Below are 20,275 nucleotides of genomic sequence, written 5' to 3'. Positions count from 1 at the left end.
CCCGTTCTGTCGTTTTCATCTTAGCATGTTACGTCACGGTGAAATTTCTTTCATTTTAAGAATTTCTTATACGATTTTAAGTAAAGTAAAAAAAGAGACCTACATCCTAATTGATTGCTCAGTTGCAGTCAAATAGAATATAGGTCTTCCAGTTGTTCTAAGTGAACCAATTAATTATAATGGGGGCTGCACCAATAACAACTTTCCAAGCTGAATGACCGTTTGATCATACCAAGCAGGATGCTGCCGAACATGTTCCATACTTCGTTCATTGCCACTTGCCTCAAACACGGCCGCTTTGTCAGTTTTCTCGTGATCGATCTCGAAGCGAACGGTATGTTTCCCATTTGGTAGCTCTGGCAAGAAAACATATTGATTTCGATTATGATCGTTATAGGGTGTGAATCGATCGATAAGAAAGGGTTCCCTTCCATCCACCGACACCTTCAATCGGCCAGAATCCGGCCCCCCGATATCAAATAAGCCGATGTGTGTTCCCTCAAACTGCACTGTGACCGTCTCTCCGGGATCAACTGCTCGCCACAGACCGGGGAACAACCAATCATACTCGCGCACTAAAGGAAAATCATCAGGGGTCATGTAAGACCATCCTGGTGAAAAATGAGTAAGATGATCCAGTGGCAGCATGGTTGCATACTCCCAAGGATTGGCTGGTACCAAAGTGTCTTGTGGCAAATGATGTTCTACTTTTCCCACGTGATCTCGAAGTTTGCTCATTTTCTCAAACGACCGAATGATGGTGTCTGTGTAAATCTGGTGTCCTTCGGGAATTGTTGGATGGATCGAATCATGTGTAAAAATAACGGCACCGGGAATGGACACATCTGCACTTGAGGTGAAAATGAGCTTTCCATCCAAAACCAATTGACTGACCGCCACGCCCAGATGAATCGAAGGAATGCCGTAATAGTCGGCGACTTCCTCTTGCATAAGAGCGCCCTTCTGGTATTCGCCGGATTGAAATAAGTTCAAGTCCCGCTCCTTGATCGTATACACAAACAGCATATCGGTGAACCGGCTGTGCTTGCGAATCTGTCGGACAATGCCTTCGATCCGCGCTTTGGATTCGGGAACTCCTCCATCGTTGCCAACAAATTCAACAAACACAAGATCAGGCTGATGACGCAGTACATCTGTCTCCAAACGGGCGCAGCCGAGGTCCGATCCTGTCCCATCAATGCCTGCGTTCACAGCGCGGATATCGGCATGGGGATATTGCTCCCGCAACCACTCCGCCGTCATGATCCTGTATCCTGCCGAACGTGTATTACTGCCGCCAAAATAAACGATGGTTACGGGTTCCTCATTTTCCAACTTTTGAATGACATTAGGCAGCCCTCTTCGAGGAAAAAATTCCTTCATCTCGACTTCACCCGCCCTCACTTAGCGTTTTTAGGAGCAAAAAATTTTACAGCAAACACTTCATAATAAGATGAACCATACGTTGCACAGAAATCAAACCGGATTTGGGTTACACCTTTTGCAAACACTTGATGTTTATTCAACGAAAGATAATTCCCGCGGACTTTAATTTCGCTTTTGGTTCCGTCTTCTAAGGTTAAGGTCACATCATAATCTTGGATCAGTGGCTCGATCGGATCGTCGAAATGTTCCAAATTCAGCTGCGAATTAAAAACAAGATGGATTTCATCCAGATTTTTAGGGCTTGCAAAACCAAATTCCAACCATTCCCGTCCTTCCGTACGTTCCGAAATCCAGCTGTTCGGCAAACCATAAGGTCTGGAAAAACCGTTGACGACATTTGCGGGATTATACATATCCTGGGATGGTATCAGGTCTTTGAAGCAAATGCTCTTATTAAGTTTCTTCAGCTTGGATGGCTCTTCCGGTCTATAAAGGAAGCTAACCGCTCCAGTCATTTTCTCTTCATTGCTGTGTACAGTGAGGTCCGCCGTACCTTCCAATACGATGTAGATTTTGTCGTCTTCTGGTTTCTTACAGCTGAGGTCCAGTGTAATCCAGTCATCGTGACCCGCTGAAATCACCAAGTTGTAGCCCTTCAGCTCGCTGGTGGGAATATAGTTTTCCTTCCGATCACCGCCATACAGCTTCACTTGCAACGTTTCCGAATGCTCGGATCTATTTTTAATTTTGATCTGCACACTCTCAACCACAGATGTCTGAATCGGCAAGACCAAACATAGTGCTTTCTCCAAGGAGACCTCTTCGGTTGGATGAAGTTGTTCATAGCTTCGCTGAGACGAGGCACGAATCGTTAAGCCGTCTGCGAAATAAGGATCTAACGGCTCTTGAAGCCCTACAATCGTTTGCCCGTCTCGAAGCAGCTGCGCCTGAAGCTCACCCATATGGGCATTGACTATGGATGCGGGGTCTGTCTCATATTTTGCGCATAATACAGCAGCCGTTCCTACCGCCTGCCCCATACAACCACAGGTTGCCATGACCCTTGTAGACCCAAAAGCCACATGAGTAGCGCTTATATTACGGCCAGCGAACATGAGATTAGGAATATTGCGTGAAAATAAGCTGCGGAACGGGATATTATACAATCCCGGCACAAAATTCCACGCTGTAGCCGGCCCCTCATCGTAGATGCCTTTATTCGCATGCAGATCCATATACCAGCCTCCCACGGATACCGCATCTTCGAAATGAGGCTTTGCTGTAAGATCGTTCTGAGACAGCATGTGTTCCCCTATAAAACGTCTCGACTCCCGCTTTCCCGGAATCGGGCATACATAATCCAGGATGAGATTGTCTACATCATCAAACTCACCGCTATTTTTGATATAATCCCATATCCCGTACACCAATTTCCGCAGTTCCAAGGCGATGTCTTCATTATTCTTGATAATATCCATATGTCCGCCGTATTCCAGCCACCACAATCCGCCAAGCCCGTTGATTTTCCTTGGAAAAGACCGATGGTTTAATCCTTTTCTGATACTATCGAAAAATTCCAACTTCGTAATATCATACGCAAAGCCTGGCCTTTTGTAAGGAACGAGATAGTTTACGTCACGGGCTTGAAACAGAATCGTATCACCCATGGTGTAATGATCCGCCACTTCTGGAGCGAGCTCCTCCTGGTATTCATGCTTCGCCTCTCTTCCCCATCGGAAGTGAGCACCTGCTTGGTACCCAACAATTCCATCCCCGGAGCAATCGATATAGGTAGGGCTTTCAAAACGAAATTTTCTTTCGGAAGCCAATTGAAGGCCCTCCACCCATTTGATTCTGCCGTTCTCCATGCCCGTTTCATGCACACATGTATTCAGAAATAGAGAAATGTTGGGCTCATCATAAACCATGTCAAGCAAGACCGTATCCGAAAGTGAAAGCATAAGTTTTTTGTTGTATAACGGATTATAATGAAAGATCTTCAGCTTGAGTTCTTCCACCAATCCGCCTTCGCGAGCATAATAGGATGGACTGTTTCCGAGATATGCCGACCCGTTGATATGAACTCTGACCTCGCTGCTCGCATTTCCCCCAAGCACCGGCCGATCATTAATAAGTGAAACCTGTAGCCCTTGGCGTGCGGCAGCAATGGCAGCACATATCCCGGCAATTCCTCCACCTATGACGGTTACATCTGCTTTCATAAGCTCCATTTTGATAACCTCCATGATTAGATACTCCTATCATGGTAATGGTTTTGGTCCGTTTTTTTTTACAGGATTTCGCGAAAAAATCATACATTTTTTGCATCCTTAGTTGGATTCCTACCGTGTCATTTTTATCCGATACTGCTTAGGTGTATCCCCCGTATATTCTTTAAAAAGTTTGCAAAAGTAACCTTCATTGACGATGCCTACTTCCTCGCACAATTCCAATAAAGAATAATCCTTCACATTTAACAACTCGAGAGCGAGATGGATTTTTTTACGGTTGATGTAGCTGATCACGCCTTCGTTCATTGTTTTTTTGAATAAGCTGCTAAAATACGATGGCGCTAAATTCACTTCCTCCGCAATGGCCTCCAACGTTAAACGTTGTTTCAAGTTTGTCTCTATAAAATGCATAGCACTCATAATTTCTGCACGATGTAACAGTTGGCCCGCGTGCACGTATTCAAATGTGAAGTCGCCAATATAAGCGAGTTGCTCTTGAAATGCCATAAATTCCATAGGGAATTCTGGAACTTCCGTGGTCATCTTGTTCCCCGATTTAAACTTTGCGGTAATGTCCCTGTACAAGTCTCTAATCATTGGCGCCATGATAGACTTGTGGATTTTATGGTCCGAAACAAACTGCGACAGATCGGCAAGTGCATTGTCCAGCTCTTCCTTGGAAATCTTTCGTTTCATCCGTTTAAGAAAATCAGCCAGTTTCTGCTCAAAGTCTGCTTTTTTGTCATTATGGTACTGGAACCGATGCATCGGAGTTTTTACGACTTTTTCGGTATGATAATAGAAATCCTCACTCACATTTTTAGCTTCTGTATACGCCTGTTTGATCGATTCCCAGCCTCGGTGTGGACCACCAAAAGCGACAGATACCCTTTTATTCAAATATTGATGCAAATGAGAGATGATTTGCCCTCCCAAGGATAGGCAAGCATATTCCGTTTCCATATCACTGCGGTTATTTTCCCAGGATAAAAAGCCAATAAAACAATTATCGGACAGATCTGCAGCTACGCCGCTGCCACCACTCATCACCGTTTCTTCGATGATATTTGTAATCGCATACTTCAAGATGTTTTGATCTGCGGCCGCGTATTCGTTGCGGAAACTTTCATACGTATTCATCTCAACGATGAAGCAGCAATAGTTGGCTTGAAAGAAATGAAACTGCATGCGATTGGCAAAATCCGATGCTCGATGAGAAGGAATTTCACCTCGGATCAATTCGTTAAAAAATTGCTTGCGGACTCTATATTTATTTTCATGTACGGATACGTTTAACGAGTGAAACTCTGCCTCTTTTTTCTCAAACTCATTTAAAATTCCGGCTGCCTTATCCAACGCTCGATTCAAATCGGCTTCCCGCAGCGGAACCTTTACAATGTACTCCAATACGTTGGCTTGAATCGCTCGCTGAGCGTATTCGAAGGATGAATAGGCGGTTAACAGTATGTATTGGGTATGGGGGAGCTCCGCCTTGAGCTGCTCAATCATGGAGATGCCATCCATTCGCGGCATTACAATATCGGATATGACGATATCTGGCTTAAGTTTTATGATTTCCTCGATCCCATTCAACCCATTATTCGCTTTGCCCACTAGAACAAATCGTTTATCTCTATGGGAGAGCTCACTAAAGAACAATTCCAATCGTTGAATAATCAGGTCTTCATCGTCAACAATGAAGCAGGTATATTCTTTCCCCATTATGCATCTCCTTTTGGCAATTCTGCCGGGAATACAGCGCGTATACGGGTTATTTCCTTAGGTATGCTTATGATATCCAGCCCGAATTGATCTCCGTAGTGAAGTCTTATTCGACCCTGAATATTATTCAGCCCAATTCTTTTTCTTTTCACTTCCTCTTCACTCGGTTCTGAGATTAAAATATGTTTTATTTTATCAGCCGGAATTCCCTCACCTTGGTCAACAACTTCGATGATGACGATGCCACCCTCCCTGTAGGCATGAATCGTAATAGGGCCCTCAATTGCCCCACCGTTATAACCATGGAAGATACTATTCTCCACAAGAGGTTGCAGCAGCATTCGGAAAACCGGAAAATCCATTAACCCTGCTTCGATATCTTCAATCAAGTTGAAGTTTCGGTTATACCGAATGTTCTGGATCTCGATATAGTCCGCTACATTGCGTAATTCCTGGCGTAGGGAAACCTTCTCAGAAGCATCGTCTATCCCGTACTCCAATAATGAAATAAGCGACCCGATCACCACATCTACTTTCTCTATTTGTCCGAGACGTATCACATTGCTGATTGAACCAAGTGTGTTATACAGAAAATGTGGGTTTATTTGAGACTGTAACACCTGGATTTCCAGCTTCCGCTCAAGTTCATTATGAAGCTCGGCTCGGCGAATCAGTTCAACAATCTGCTGAAGCATACGATCGAATGCTCGTGAAAGATCACCAAACTCATCGTTTCGATTAATCGTTATTGTCGTTGTGAGGATACCTTGTTCCACCTGCTTCATTTTTGTTTTGAGCGTATAAAGTGGTTTTCTTATATATTTGGCAACCAAAAAAGAAATGAACAAACTTAAAAGAAGACCTGCAGCGAGAAGCTCGATATAATAGGTTTCCAATCTGGACAACGCTGCTTTTAAGCGTGATTCATCGTTGATCGAGATGATGGTCCAGTTGAATTTCTCCGTTGGTTTTTTCAAAAGGGAGACCGGAGTACCATCGTTGGTATACAGTTGAAGGTTTGTTTCTGTTGTATCCAGAATTTCTTCCGCTGACGTCTCCCCGATCGAAAAAGAATGATCTTGAATATTCAGAGGTCCTTTATTTTCAGAAAATCCGGCAATGATCTTACCTGACGCAGTGATCAGAGCCAGATTCATTTGTTCCTGTTTATTAATCTTGAATAAGGTTTCTTCAATGGCATTTAGATCCAAATCAACCGCAATGGCCATAGGAAACGGAGCACCGTTCAGATATCGAACCATCGTAACGGTCCAGCCGGAATACTTCGATTTGTAAGGTTCACTAACAAAGGTAGTCCTTCTATTCTTGTCAGCCGCATCAAATAAAGGTGCTCTTTCAGATAAAGGTTCATCGAATATTCGAGTAGGTGTACTTCCACCCAGAATGGATAAATCGTTTTTGATCAAATAAATATTACTGACATAAATACTGTTGAGTTCATACAGCTCCCTTAATTGCTTTTTAATCACTTCGGTATTGTTAATGTTGGCTTTCACTGATGTTTCAACTGAGAAGAGAATCGTCTGGAAGGAGGAAAAATTAACGGTGAAATACTGGTCTACCTTGTCTAATATTTGATTGGTGTAAAAAATGTCATTGGTTCTTATTTCCTTTTGGACATAGCGATAAGACAATTGGCTTATCAAGAAGATGCAGCCTAATACAAAGGCAAACACGATAAAAAATAATTTTAAAGGCAAGCTGATTCTTCTTCGCATCCATCATCTTCCTTTTAGTTCCGTTTTAAACTAAGAATAGCATATGCTAATAAAGAGAGGGGCTACGAATAGCCACTCTCTCTTCATTTATTTTTACTTGATAAGGCCGGCTTCTTTAAATTGCTGGATTGCTGTTTCCTTATATTTCTGCATGTCAAACTTGGTATCCAGCGTCTGGAGGAAATTGTCCCAGTTGGAAAGAGGCTCTTTGCCCGTCATAAACTTAACCAAGCTTTCATTAATGAAACGTGTGCGGTCAGCATCCAAGGTATCGCTTGGGTCAGGGGTCAATAAATTTCCGGGCAACGTTGGCCCCACATATTGCTGATTGTCCTTGAAAGCTTCCGCTGTCTTCGGATTTTGGAAACTGAAGTACTCCGCATCATCACCACGGCGTGGCATTCTATAATGATCGACCCACAGGTACTTCTCTTTCATTTCCTTTGATAACTCGGAGGTTTTATTCTTGATCTTGCCGTCTACGACATCCCAATGGATGCCTTTAATTCCGTATGCAAAGTTCGGATAGGCTTCTTCATCCGTAAAGAGATAATTCAGCATGGATAAGATCCGAATGATTTTGTCCTCGTCCGCTTTTGCGGATATGGCCCATGAATTGCCCTGGAATGATTTTCTCTCTACAATTTGATCTCCGTAAGGACCTTTCATCGGAGGAATAACGATCCATTCCGGCACCTCTCCACTAATTTCTTTCATTTTCTGTTGATAATCCGGTTCCAGTCTGCGAGCATCTCTGATCATGAAGCCAACTTTACCCTTAAACATCTTTTGGTCCAACAAATCAGGCGAATTCATCGTCACCCAGTCCGGGTCTACCACTTTGGCTGCCATCATTTTATTAATGTAAGCAAGGGCTTCTTTCATTTTGGGATCGATAAACAGAAATACCGGTTCGTTATCTTTTATCTCAACGGCCGAAGGAGGATTAACGCCAAACATCCACATCAAGCTATCAAAACCGTAGGTTTGCAGATTGCCTTCTTTATTCATACCGCCGATGAATCCGTACGTATCGTTTTTGCCATTACCGTCCGGATCTTTCTCTGTAAAGGCTTTCATAACTTCGAACAACTCGTCAGGTGTCGTTGGTACCTCCATATTTAGCTTTTTCAGCCAATCGTTGCGGATGAAGAAGCTTCGACTGATACCGTTTACATTATCATAGCCTGGAACTCCAATCGTTTTTCCTTGATAGGACATTGCCTCCCATGAGTCGGTGCCAAATCGCTTCTGTAGTTCAGGAAACTGATCAAGATACGGTGTCAAATCTGCAAGAACACCTTGGTCGTAATATTGCGCAAGATCAGCACGACTCTTCAAGAAGATCAAGTCAGGAATATCCCCGCCTGCAATAAGTGTATTCAGTTTGGTTGTTGCTTGACCCGCTTGAGGAATCATCATATCCAAGTCGATGTTCATCTCTTCTTCCAACATTTGGCGTTGAATATCTTCATCACGTGGAGGTACCGGAGCAGCAGCATTAAAAGTGCCTTGGTTAAACATTGAGATTTTCATTTTGGTTGCAAACTGGCCAGACTGGCCTTGCGAATTACCCGAAGTTGTCGATGTAATTTCTTCATTTCCCCCACATCCTGACAATAGCGTTCCAAGTCCTAAGATTGCCGACAGAATAGCAAATGAAATCTTTTTACGCTGCATATTGACCTCTCCTTTGCTTGTATATTATCACGGTTTCCCCGTAATAAGTTAGGTTGGAACACCTTTTATCCTTTAACAGATCCCAGGAGTACACCTTTGGTAAAATGCTTTTGCAAAAATGGATAAACGATCAATATCGGGACTGTAGTTACAACAACTGTAGCCATCTGCACAGCGAACGTACTGACAGCCCCGGAATTGGCGAGTGAATCAGCGCTTTGCGTTGCAACGTTAAGCAGAATGTTGCGCAAAATCACTTGAAGTGGCATGTAGTTGGAATCATTGATATATACAATGGCATCAAAATAACTGTTCCAATGCCCGACTGCGTAAAATAAGGAAATGGTGGACAGGACGGGTAAGGACAGGGGTAAAATGATCCGCCATAACGTCTGAAGTTCACTGGCACCGTCTACCCTCGCTGATTCCTCAATTTCACCAGGTAATTGTTCAAAAAAACCTTTGATGATCACCAGATTAAATGCACTAATGAGATTTGGAATAATCAATACCCAAGGACTGTTTAACAATCCCAAAGAGCGGATTAGTAAATAAGTCGGAATTAATCCCCCACTGAACATCATGGTAAACACAATGAAGAGTAAAAACGGACTTCTTCCGGGCAAATATTTTTTGGATAACGGGTAGGCCGCGATCACCGTAAAAAACACATTTAACGCAGTGCCTACAATTGTTCGAAATAACGTAATTTTATACGCCTGCCAGATCCCATGAGAAATGAATACTTCTTTATAGGCCAGAAAGGTAAAGGATTCTGGTATAATCACAATCCCTCTTCTTAATACTTCCGATTCTGGTGTTACGGAGACAGCAACCACATATATAAAGGGTAGCACGCACAGTAGGGATAATATAATAAGAACTACATAAACGACGGTTTGCCAGACTTTTTCCCCGATTGTCATATGGATCATTCTAAAGACCACCTCACCAGATTTGCCCATCGAATTTTTTGGCGAGCTTATTCGCTGCCAACACTAAAGCAAATCCGATGACAGCTTTAAACAATCCTACAGCAGTAGCCAAGCCAATCTTAAGACGCTCCAACCCTTCCCGGTATACCCATGTGTCGATAATGTCGATCTTCTCCTGGTTAAAGGTGTTGGCAAACATGAATATTTGGTCAAAACCCGCATCCAGGATATGGCTTAATTTAAGAATCAGCATCAGAATAATGACGCCACGAATACCGGGTAACGTGATATGCCATAGCTGTCTCCATTTGGATGCCCCATCCATTCGAGCCGCTTCATATAAGCTTGGATCGATTCCTGCCAAGGCGGCAAGGTACAATATTGCTCCCCATCCAATATCCTTCCATACTTCAGATAAGATGATCAGCAATCTGCCCCAGGCAGGTTCCGTTAGAAACGAGATGGGTTCAAAACCAAAATCTTTCATAATCATGTTAAAGAGACCATCGCCTGGGGCTAGTAATGCGACCATAATTCCATAAACAATGACCCATGACAGAAAATGAGGTAAATAAGTGATTGTCTGCACGATTTTCTTAAACCATTGGCTATACACTTCATTAAGGAGTAAAGCCAGCACGATGGGCGCGGAGAAACCGAACAATAGCTTATACAGCGATATGATGATCGTATTTTTCATGATGTCCCAGAAATAAACGCCGTTCATAAAATCCGTAAAATTTTTGAATCCTACCCATGGGCTATCCCATAGTCCCAAAGCCAGGTTGTAGTTTTTAAAAGCAATCATGATTCCCGCCATAGGAATGTATTTGAATACCGCAAAGTAAATTAAGGCTGGTAATAAGAGAGCATACATCACTTTGTGCTTTTGTATCGTCCTTATCCATGTCTTTCGCTTTTTGGAGATGGGAATGGCGTCCGCTGCCAACTTTGCTTGCATTTCATCACCTCGTCTTTGTTTGTATTTGTATAATAGCACCCGCCTATCGGATAAATTTCTGAAATATCAAGAATTTCTTATAAGATTTTAAGGAAGTGTGCCTGGCTCGTTCCAACAGCTAATCCCGTCAGGTGAGACAAGAACTGTTCTACTAAAATAAAAAAAAGCCGCTATAATAGCGACTTTCAAATGCCGTATTTATACTTCTCCCCAAAAAATCTCAGTTTCATAATCGAATTCAACAAGACCATTTTGATTATTCTTATCAAATAAATTCCGTAGTTCTGTCATCATTGGATCGTAATTTGCATGCCCGGGTACAGGGCTGTAAGAAGATGATAACAACCGGCCCTTCAATCCCTCGAAATCGAACTCCTGACTCATTTTGAATCGCATTTCATGCATTGAACCTTCCTTGAAAAAAGAGAGCAATATCGCCTGAGAAATATTTTTATGATTAACTTTTTCGTAGTCGGTTCCATATGTATGGAGCAGTTGATTGTACTCTTCACGAAATGGAGTACCGTTAGTAAGACGTGAATTCCAGATGAGTATTACTTTCCCACCCGGCTGTAGAATTCTGCGAAACTCGATTTGGGCTGCGGAGCGATCAAACCAGTGAAATGCCTGAGCGCAGACAATAAAATCAACCGACTGATCAGGTAATCCTGTAGATTCTGCAGAACCTGATGTACTCTGAAATTTCGGATTACTTTCTAACATTTGCTCGGCGGCTTCCCGCATTGCCTGATTTGGCTCCACCGCGATTACATAGCTTCCGCGTTCCAGAAGTAGTTTTGAGATGATGCCAGTACCTGAACCGATGTCTGCTATATTACTGTTCACACGTAAACCAACGATGTCGTACAAATAGTCAATAGCCTCTTTTGGATAACTCGGGCGGTATTTCAAATACGAATCGACCCGGCTCGAAAACCGTTCTCTATTGTTCATCGATCGTCACGCTCCCATCACTATTTTGACATCCTATATACTGGCTTCAGTAATAGCTTCAAAATCTTACTGCCCCAAAAAGCAAATACCGTCGTTCCGGTCCATGAGCTGCGTTTATCTTGGCTGTATTGATCGTTGATCATATAGGTTCGAGTCGAAATAGGACTCTTCAGACCGAACTGTTCCCATTTCTCGGGATCATTCGAACCTCCGAGTTTTCTAAGCATATTCGCCGATTCATGATCTATTTTAGCCGGAATTTGCTCGAATGCTTGGGTGATTTGCGTATGAAACTCGTCGATTGGGTTGCGACTGGTAATGCTCTCGAGATGAATGCTTTCACGAATGTAAGAAACAAATGCCAGATGGTCAGCCCAGAACTCGTCGATATAAAAAAGCCGTACACGCCGCTCCGATGGACTCATCAGTCTCTCAGCTTTCAAAATTCCGAGCCGTTCTTCGTATAGAATTCGCCTCTGATCCTCCACCATATCCGAATAACAGTTCAATTCCCGCTGAATATCGAAGTTTTGGCCTATAATAACGCGCTGAATATGCTCGATTTTGCTGTGGAGCGCCGGATCATCAAGAAACTCGTCCTGATTGGGAGCGCGAAACAGTTTATGAATGCCAAACCGAAGCATCAACTCGTCTTCCAGGCTAATATAAAATACGGAAGCTCCAGGGTCACCTTGGCGGCCGGAACGTCCGCGCAACTGGTCGTCAATTCGCATGCTTTCGTTCACATATGTACCTATCACGTATAATCCGCCCAGTTTGGCAACCACTTCTGCCTGTGCGGGATTACCGCCGCCGAGACGAATGTCGACGCCGCGCCCTGCCATATTCGTAGATACCGTTACCGCGCCTATTTCTCCCGCTTTAGTGATGATTTCGGCTTCTTTTGCATCGTTTTTTGCATTCAGAACCTGGCAAGGTACGCCAGCAGCGGCAAGCTCCTCCGCTAGCATATCAGATTCCTCGACGCTTGACGTACCAATAAGAATGGGGCGTCCCATCCTATGGACGGAAGAGATTTCTTGTACAAGCGCCTTATATTTGGCTTCTTTATGGGTGTAAATTCGGTGCTGGTGGTCGGTCCGTATGTTTGGCTGGTTTGGCGGGATTTGCACAACCTGTAACGCATAGATATCCTCAAATTCCATTGCTGAAGCGTGTGCCGTAGCCGTCATTCCGCAAATGCCCGAATACAGGCTAATGAAATGTTGAATCGTGATCGTGCCGAGAATTCTCCCGCCGGCCTTCCACTGCAACCCTTCTTTTGCCACCAGCGCAGCTTGCAGCCCGTCCGGCAAATATCTGTTCTCGGCCACACGGCCGGTGTGTTCTTCGATTAGCTCAATTACACCGTCCCGGACGATATAATCGACGTCTTTTTTAAATAACGATTCCACATGCAGCGCACAATTCAATGACGTTAACCAATGACTGTTATGGCTATCGTACAAATTGCCGCATCCCAGCAGCAACTCCGCTTTTGCAGCACCGGCTTCATTCAAGTAAACGTTCCGTTGGAACTCGTCAAAATCGTAATGCTCACCTGGCTGCAGCTGCCGGGCCACTTCTGCGAAAAGATTGCCGTCACTTTTGGAAGCACTCGAATCGCCACTAATGACTAGTGGCACCCGCGCTTCATCAAGAAGCAGCGAATCCGCTTCGTCGACGATGACGTAGTGGAAAGGACGGTGTACGGTATCAGCCTCATTGAATGTTATTGTGTCACGCAAATAATCGAACCCTGCTTCTTTAGCCGTAACATAGGTTATATCCTTGGCGTAAGCTTCCCGTTTCTCGAACAGGCTCATGCCCGATTGAACCGAGCTTACCGTTAACCCGAGGAAGCGATAGATCGGGCCCATCCACTCCGCATCTCGATTTGCCAAGTAGTCGTTAAAAGTAAGCACATGAACACCTTTGCCTGTCAAAGCATTGAGATAAACAGGCATAACAGCAGAGAGTGTTTTTCCTTCACCGGTATGCTGCTCGATCAAAAATCTCTCGTGCAAAGCAATCGCAGCCATAATTTGCACATCGTAAGGCTGTAATCCGAGTGTTCTCTTCGCAACCTCGCAGACTAGAGCATAAGCATCAACAAGCAGCTCATCCAAAGGCGTGCCTGATCTTGCTTCTTCTTGCAGCCGAAGGGATTCCGCTTGCAGGTGCTGATCATCCCAAACTTCCAAATTCCGTTTCCTGATAAGCCCCACTCTGTCTCGATAATCTTTCAACAAACGCCGGGTATCCCGCTCTTTGAATTCACGTATCAACTTGACGACTACATTCATCGGAATTTGATTCCTCCTTAGTAGAAATAAGTAGTGAAAAGAAAAGACTCCATACGGAGTCTTTTCTGTCGATGATTAACGCGCCACTCAAACTATTCGTTATAAGAGACAACTAGATTACTTCTCCGATGGGAGTGGTGTAAAGAGCAGATTCACCGGCAGGTTGCTTCCTGGTGCGGCAGAGAATAGAATGGTTACGCTCTCTCCAGTTGAACCGGTGCGGTAAAGCACGCTTTGTTCACTTGAATTGGCAACCGCAACGTTACCTTCGGCAATTGATACCAACTGATTGTTCACCAGAGCTACTCCGGAGTACTTCCCTCCACGAGGGTTAAAGGAGATAAGTGTACGCGGTGCAACATTGGTCAGCGTGATTTTGTACAATACGCCGAAATTACCCGCATTGGATGCGTCTGTGTAAGCCATCGGATCTGTTCCTACCAGATTGGGATCGCTTGAATTGTCACCAAGTGGCAGACGGGCAGGTTTGATTCCCACGTGCTCATCGTACTTTATAATGCGAGTCGCATTCGGGTACGTACCACGGTTGTGTACTCCGTCACGATCAAGCACAGGTAACAATGGCAGAGCCTCAAACGGATCTTTATTTTCTTCCACCAGGATAACGTTATAGTCTAGGGAATAATCACTATAAGCGTCCGAATAGAGAGAAATGACTTGTCCTTCTTTCATTGGCGTTTTATTAAGTTCTGTCAAAATCAGTTTGCTTTCCCCAGGTTGAAGGTACTCTTTCTTTTGATCCGCTCCAGTCTGAATCGACTTGAACCATTTATCAATAGACAATTTCCCAGCTACGGTAGCATACGGTGTAGGGCCAGCAAAGCCCATATTCTGTTGTTCAAATACTGCCGGATTTGGATTGTTATTGGTTGCAATCACATACATTTTTACTCTTTTGCCTGTATTGTTCACGTGGTGAATCATGAAACGGGTCTGCCCCGAAGATGATTCTTTATATACAATGCCTTCCGTATTCACAGTTTCCGGACTGTTACTGCGGATCAGCAAACTTGGCTCATCCATGTACGTATACGGGACTTTCTCCATCGTAGTCACTTCGCCGCCGTTAAAGGTGAATTTCTGTCCTACCGGCGTGAAAAGTAAATTGAAGTCGGTAAATGAATATAAGGTCTCATTCGTTATGGTAATGACTTTGGAATACGTGTTCGTAGCGCCGTGATTGTCAGTAACCGTAAGTGTCACCGTTTTTGGACCCGGTTCAAAGAACGCAAGTGAATTGTTCTCCCATACTGCTTTAACAATATTATTTTCATCATCTGTGCTTTGGTCTGTGTATGTTATTTTTTCGCCCATTTTATATTGTTCTTTATCCGTGGCGAACATAGCTACAGGAGGAAGATTAGGAGCCAAAACTTCAATCGTAGTTGAATAGGGATCACTCCATTGACCATTGGAATCCTGTACTTGATATGAAATCGTATATGTACCTGCTTGATCGAATGAATCCTGGCGCCCTGTCCAGCGTTCGTCAACGATATCCATTCCATTAGGTGAACTGGAAGAAGTCACGTAGTCCACTTGATCTCCCACAAAGATCTCCTTTTGGGAAATGGTAAAGCTTGCAACAGGTTTTGTATTCAGATTCAACACAACCGTTTTAGCCGACTGATTCACTTTATAGGTGATGTTCAGAGCTTGAGTAATGGAAGTTAACGGCACCATGAACGTATTTTTTTGCTGATACGCAGGGCCTTTCATCGTTCTGGTCTCTCCATTTACCGTATAGTCTTTGCTGTTCGTCTTGAATCGGAGTTCATCGTCACCACTAATAATGATGGTTTCCTTGGTTTTGTTATCGTATTTGACGCCGTATCCCACACGGTCAACCAGTGCACGAATTGCAACATAGGATACACCGTTTTTTACAGCCATTGGCTGGCCCGCAAGATACGTTTTTCCATCTTGCTCCATTTTGTTGCTATTCATGTACAACGTCAGATTCCCACCTGCTACTGCAGGAGACGTCCCATCAACGGATGGTTGCTCTATCTGAGCAGGCGTAGCTGGCGTTTCAACCTTCTCAGGGGTTCCCTCTTGAACTACAGGTTTTGTACCCGTTTCATTAGTAGTGGTCTCTCCCCCATCCAATGCAGGTTTCTCGCTATCTGTTTTAGGTGTTGCCTCAGTGCCGGTTGAGGTTTGAGTGTCCTTGGCTTCAGTGGGCGGAGTAGTGATAGATTTGTTATTGCTCTCCGTCTTCACTTCACGCTCTGCAATCGGCTGCTCTTGCTTTAACACCTCAACTGATTCTACATTGGCCGTGTTTACTGACGCGGTGTCACCTTGTGGTGCTGATTGCGCATTCACAGAACCAACTGCAAATGCTTGAAAAACAGCTAAAGCGGTAAAAATGGATAATTTCTTCTTCATATTCATGCGTTGTCTTTGGCTCCTTCTACTCTCTAGTCATTTATTTAGATCCCCTCTAAAAGTCATAGTATTAGACGCTAGATTTAGGAAAAAGTTTCTAATTGAATTGTAAATTATGGATTTTAGTGCAACTATTTTTCAATGTTTGGTGATAAGTTCTTGAATAAAAAGCCTCTTTTGAATAATTATCTTGATTTTGCACAATATAATCCATGTCGCATTTGATAAAGAGGTGGATCAATGAACCCAACCAATCAGGCATTCTCTGAATTAAAAAAGAATATTTCTTACGTAGAACAGTCCCTTTATAATACGGACGATTTGAAACAACAATTGCTTCTACTCAATGGCGTACAGAGTGTGCTTCTCTATATCGATTCACTTGTAGATCAAGAGATCATTCAAACACATGTCTTAACCGCACTAAATGAGCAAGCCCATTCGAAAATCTATCCATCGTTCACCACATTAGAAAGTCGAAAAGATACGGATCTGCAACGTGGAATAGACTCACTTATTCAAGGGAAATGTCTTTACATAATCGATGGGTACCCGGAGTTTTACATTCTTTCTACCGAGAAAATGTATGTCCGTAGCACAACCGAACCGGAAAACGAAGGTGTTATTCGAGGTCCGCACAATGGATTCGTAGAGCAGCTTTCGGTTAATTTGAATCTGATCCGCAGACAAATTATCAGTCCATCTTTAATCGTTCGATATTTTAATGTCGGCGAGAAGACACATACCAAAATTGCAGTTGTATATCTTCAGGACTTGGCCAATCCGGAGTTAGTGAACGAAGTAGAAGAGCGAATCACATCCATATCTTCAGATATGGTGCTCGCTCCAGGCTTTATTGAAGAGTTTGTGGAGGATAACCCCTTCTCACTGTTTCCCCAGCAGCTCAATACAGAAAGACCTGACCGGGTTATTGCCAACTTGATGGAAGGACGCGTCGCCATACTTGCCGAAGGAAGTCCGTCAGCTCTTATTGCTCCAGTTACGTTTTTTGCTTTTTATCAAAGTCCGGATGATTATCATGGTCGCTGGATTGTCAGTTCTTTTTTAAGGTTAATTCGCATGATGAGTTTTGTCATTGCTTTTACATTACCTGCTGTTTATATTGCAACCATCTCTTTTCACTCCGCCATTTTACCGATCGAGCTGGCACACACAATCAAGAAATCATTGCAGAACATCCCCTTTCCTGCACTTGTAGAGGCAATGTTGCTTGAACTGATCTTTGAAGTATTAAGAGAAGCCGGGGTTCGACTTCCCAGCCGAGTGGGCCAGACCATCGGCATCGTTGGCGGTTTGGTTATCGGAGATGCTATCGTTCGTGCGGGGCTTGTATCCTATACAATGATTATTGTGGTATCCCTAACTGCTATCTCCTCGTTTTTGGTGCCTTCCCATGAGATGAGTTCGGCAGTCCGTATTCTCCGCTTTCCAATGATGATCGGAGCAGCGCTTTTTGGATATATCGGCATCGCATTTGGTCTGGTGATTCTAACCATTCACCTATGTAAGATGGAAAACTTCGGATCGCCTTATTTTGCTCCAGTGGCCCCTTTCCGCTTAGCTGACATGAAGGATGTATGGATTCGATTTCCCATTTGGGCGCTTCGCGGGCGTCCTCATGATGCCCGCCCGCAGCGGCTGAATCAGCAGAAGTTCTCTAGGAGTTGGAAAAAACGTGAATAAGGAAACAACGATCACTCGGGGACAATTGTTCTTGCTCATCATGAAATTTGAAATCGGTGTAGATATATTGTCTCTCCCTTATCGGATACATCTTTTGTCAAAAGGCGGTGGGTGGATCTCTGTTTTCCTTGGAGGTTTCCTGATTCAACTTGTCATATTGTTGTGCTGGCTTTTGATGCGAAGATTCCCGAACTCGTCCATTTATGACATTGTCACGCTGATTACGGGTAAATGGATGGGAAAGTTGCTGATCATTGCCTACGTTGGATATTTCCTATTAATGGGCACTTCTGTGTTGGTCAACGCCTATGGTGTAATCAACCGTTGGATGCTGCAGGATACGCCGCGGTGGGCTATATTAGCCCTCTTTTTGTTCAGCAGTATCTATTTGGTTAGGCAAAAATTACGGATCATTGCCAGGGTCCTTGTACTCATCTCCTTTTTGATCTTGCCCATGATGGTATTGATCAGTTATGGACTCAAGGAAATCAATCTGTTATATCTTTTGCCTTTAACCGAAGCAGGATGGCCCAAAATCATTAGTGGATCAACCGAAACATTAATGGCTATGTTCGGATTTGAGTTTTTTCTCGTTGTTTTTCCCATGGTTGAAGGTAACAGCGGTGGCAAACTCAAGTCTGTTGCTCTGGCAAGTGCTGTAGTAGTGATGTTGTATGCATTTACCGTGTTTATTTGTTCAACGGCTTTTAGTCCGCAGCAACTTGACTTAATGCCTGAACCTGTCATTTATTTGCTCCGTTCAATCCCACTCGGGACAATGGATCGGGCCGATTTCCTGTTCCTCCCTATCTGGTTAATTTCTATTTTTGGGGCGATCTGCGGTTACTACTATACGGCATCTTATGGTATAAGTTATCTCTTCAAACAAAAACACCATAAAAAAGCTGTGCCCTATGTCGTTCTTGCTTCTTGTGTAATTGCCTATCTGCCACAACAGCGGGAAAAACTCGAGTTGATTAGTACGATAGCCAACAGATCGGCTTACTTTTTCCTCATGATCCTGCCTCTGCTACTGTTGGTTCTATCTTATATAATGAAACGAAAAGAGAAGATGATATGAGTAAACGAGGAAAAATCCTTGTCCTGCTGATCCTGCTTATGGTGATGACGGGATGCTGGGATCAGGATAGTTTAAAAGATGCAAGACTGGCTAATGCTTCGTCGTTCGACATCACATCAGAGGGTGAAATTAAACAGACGCTTGAAATTGTCGATGATTCTGAGAGTCAACAAGGGAGCAACGGTAATGAAGTCCACTCAGGTACCGGGAGATCCGTCCGACAAAGCACGGATAGAATTCGCGCTAAAGTGACGGGTGATATCCGGTTTTTCAAATATGGGATGATCTTATATGGCAACAAACTCGCACAAAATGATATCTACCCCTACTTGGATGTCTTATATCGGGAACCTGATTACCCGACCTCACATGTAAAAATTGCGATTGTGGATGGAGAGGCCGGCGATTTGTTACATCAAAAAAGAGTGGGCAGCATATTGATTGGTGAGTTTATAACGAAAAAAATTAAGAGTTTGGAGGAATTATGCATTTTTCCTGAAATGACGCTGGAAACCCTTCTCCCACCCATGCTGGATCCGGGACAGGACTTTACGTTGCCTTATCTATTTAAGAATGGAGAGGAAATTGATGCGCGAGGAATCGCCCTGTTTCACGGGCAAAGGTTCAGTGGGAGTCTTAATATTGAACAGGCTCCCCTATACGTTATTATGAGTGGTAAATGGAATAAAACAGCGCGATTTGTCAAAAAGATTCATCCTGGTCCTTCCATTAATCCACGGAACTATATCACTTACGAAGCGAATACCAAAAAAATCAAACGTAAACTCGCGGTAAAGGTTGCACATGATAGCCAAATTGATGTGAATCTCCATATCGAACTTCCAGTAACGATTGTTGAGTATGCAATGAATCATCTTCAGGAAAAGGGAACGATTGAACGTCTGAACCGCGAGTTATCCGATGACATGACTCAGGACGCAGAACTAATTATCAAGACACTTCAGCAGAGCGGGTGTGATTCCTTCGGTATTGGCAGACACTTAATCGCCCATCACCCGGACTTGTGGAAAAGCTTAGACTGGAATCAACAGTATGCCCAAGTTCGTTTTCACCCGGAAATAAAGGTAAAAGTAATCGGTAGTGGTGTTTTAAATTAATAGCGTGCTGTCGTGCAATTGGGAAAGCTCTCTTCCATTTGGAAGA

General features: G+C 43.7%; 13 protein-coding genes. 3 read left to right on the top strand and 10 right to left on the bottom strand.

The annotated features are described in order from the left end of the window. Positions 1-174: 174 nt before the first annotated feature. The 10 genes from MKY87_RS00900 to MKY87_RS00855 all read right to left on the bottom strand — a co-directional run bounded on the left by MKY87_RS00900 (position 175) and on the right by MKY87_RS00855 (position 16,332). Positions 175-1,383 carry a GDSL-type esterase/lipase family protein gene (locus tag MKY87_RS00900; protein ID WP_340962534.1) on the bottom strand — a complete coding sequence of 403 codons (1,209 nt, stop codon included), beginning with the start codon at positions 1,381-1,383 and terminating at the stop codon, positions 175-177. A 17-nt stretch (positions 1,384-1,400) separates the two neighbouring features. After that, positions 1,401-3,632: an FAD-dependent oxidoreductase gene (locus MKY87_RS00895; RefSeq protein ID WP_340962533.1), complete on the bottom strand. Its 2,232-nt coding sequence runs from the start codon at positions 3,630-3,632 to the stop codon at positions 1,401-1,403. A 96-nt stretch (positions 3,633-3,728) separates the two neighbouring features. Further along, positions 3,729-5,339: a response regulator transcription factor gene (locus MKY87_RS00890; protein ID WP_340962532.1), complete on the bottom strand. Its 1,611-nt coding sequence runs from the start codon at positions 5,337-5,339 to the stop codon at positions 3,729-3,731. Further along, on the bottom strand, positions 5,339-7,078 hold the full coding sequence (locus tag MKY87_RS00885; protein WP_340962531.1) for a sensor histidine kinase: 1,740 nt from the start codon (positions 7,076-7,078) through the stop codon (positions 5,339-5,341). The genes MKY87_RS00890 and MKY87_RS00885 overlap by 1 nt, the downstream gene beginning before the upstream one ends. 93 nt (positions 7,079-7,171) lie before the next feature. Further along, positions 7,172-8,758 (bottom strand): extracellular solute-binding protein, encoded by a 1,587-nt coding sequence (locus MKY87_RS00880; RefSeq protein ID WP_340962530.1) that lies wholly within the window; start codon positions 8,756-8,758, stop codon positions 7,172-7,174. Between the two features lie 65 nt (positions 8,759-8,823). Then, a complete protein-coding gene (locus MKY87_RS00875; protein ID WP_340962529.1) occupies positions 8,824-9,693 on the bottom strand; it encodes a carbohydrate ABC transporter permease in 870 nt (289 codons plus the stop codon). A gap of 13 nt (positions 9,694-9,706) precedes the next feature. Continuing rightward, complete coding sequence (locus tag MKY87_RS00870; RefSeq protein WP_340962528.1) at positions 9,707-10,654, bottom strand: ABC transporter permease; 948 nt, start codon at positions 10,652-10,654, stop codon at positions 9,707-9,709. Positions 10,655-10,852: 198 nt separating this feature from the next. Next, on the bottom strand, positions 10,853-11,608 hold the full coding sequence (locus tag MKY87_RS00865) for a class I SAM-dependent methyltransferase (protein ID WP_340962526.1): 756 nt from the start codon (positions 11,606-11,608) through the stop codon (positions 10,853-10,855). Positions 11,609-11,628: 20 nt separating this feature from the next. Beyond that, positions 11,629-13,914, bottom strand: coding sequence for a preprotein translocase subunit SecA (locus MKY87_RS00860; protein ID WP_340962524.1), 2,286 nt, complete (start codon positions 13,912-13,914; stop codon positions 11,629-11,631). Between the two features lie 117 nt (positions 13,915-14,031). Beyond that, the gene (locus tag MKY87_RS00855; RefSeq protein WP_338586843.1) at positions 14,032-16,332 is read right to left on the bottom strand and encodes a stalk domain-containing protein; all 2,301 of its coding nucleotides are present in this window, start codon (positions 16,330-16,332) and stop codon (positions 14,032-14,034) included. A gap of 234 nt (positions 16,333-16,566) precedes the next feature. Between MKY87_RS00855 and MKY87_RS00850 the strand changes: the two genes are divergently transcribed. Genes MKY87_RS00850 through MKY87_RS00840 form a run of 3 tightly spaced genes read left to right on the top strand, consistent with a single transcriptional unit; the run spans position 16,567 to position 20,229 of the window. Next, on the top strand, positions 16,567-18,030 hold the full coding sequence (locus MKY87_RS00850; protein WP_338586841.1) for a spore germination protein: 1,464 nt from the start codon (positions 16,567-16,569) through the stop codon (positions 18,028-18,030). After that, positions 18,023-19,111, top strand: coding sequence for a GerAB/ArcD/ProY family transporter (locus MKY87_RS00845; protein ID WP_338586840.1), 1,089 nt, complete (start codon positions 18,023-18,025; stop codon positions 19,109-19,111). Before MKY87_RS00850 ends, MKY87_RS00845 begins: the two co-directional genes overlap by 8 nt. Next, positions 19,108-20,229: a Ger(x)C family spore germination protein gene (locus MKY87_RS00840; RefSeq protein WP_339783804.1), complete on the top strand. Its 1,122-nt coding sequence runs from the start codon at positions 19,108-19,110 to the stop codon at positions 20,227-20,229. Before MKY87_RS00845 ends, MKY87_RS00840 begins: the two co-directional genes overlap by 4 nt. Positions 20,230-20,275: the final 46 nt, after the last annotated feature.

This window comes from Paenibacillus sp. FSL R7-0198 (assembly GCF_038000415.1).
GTDB lineage: Bacteria > Bacillota > Bacilli > Paenibacillales > Paenibacillaceae > Paenibacillus.
This window is presented reverse-complemented; position numbering and strand designations above follow the sequence as displayed.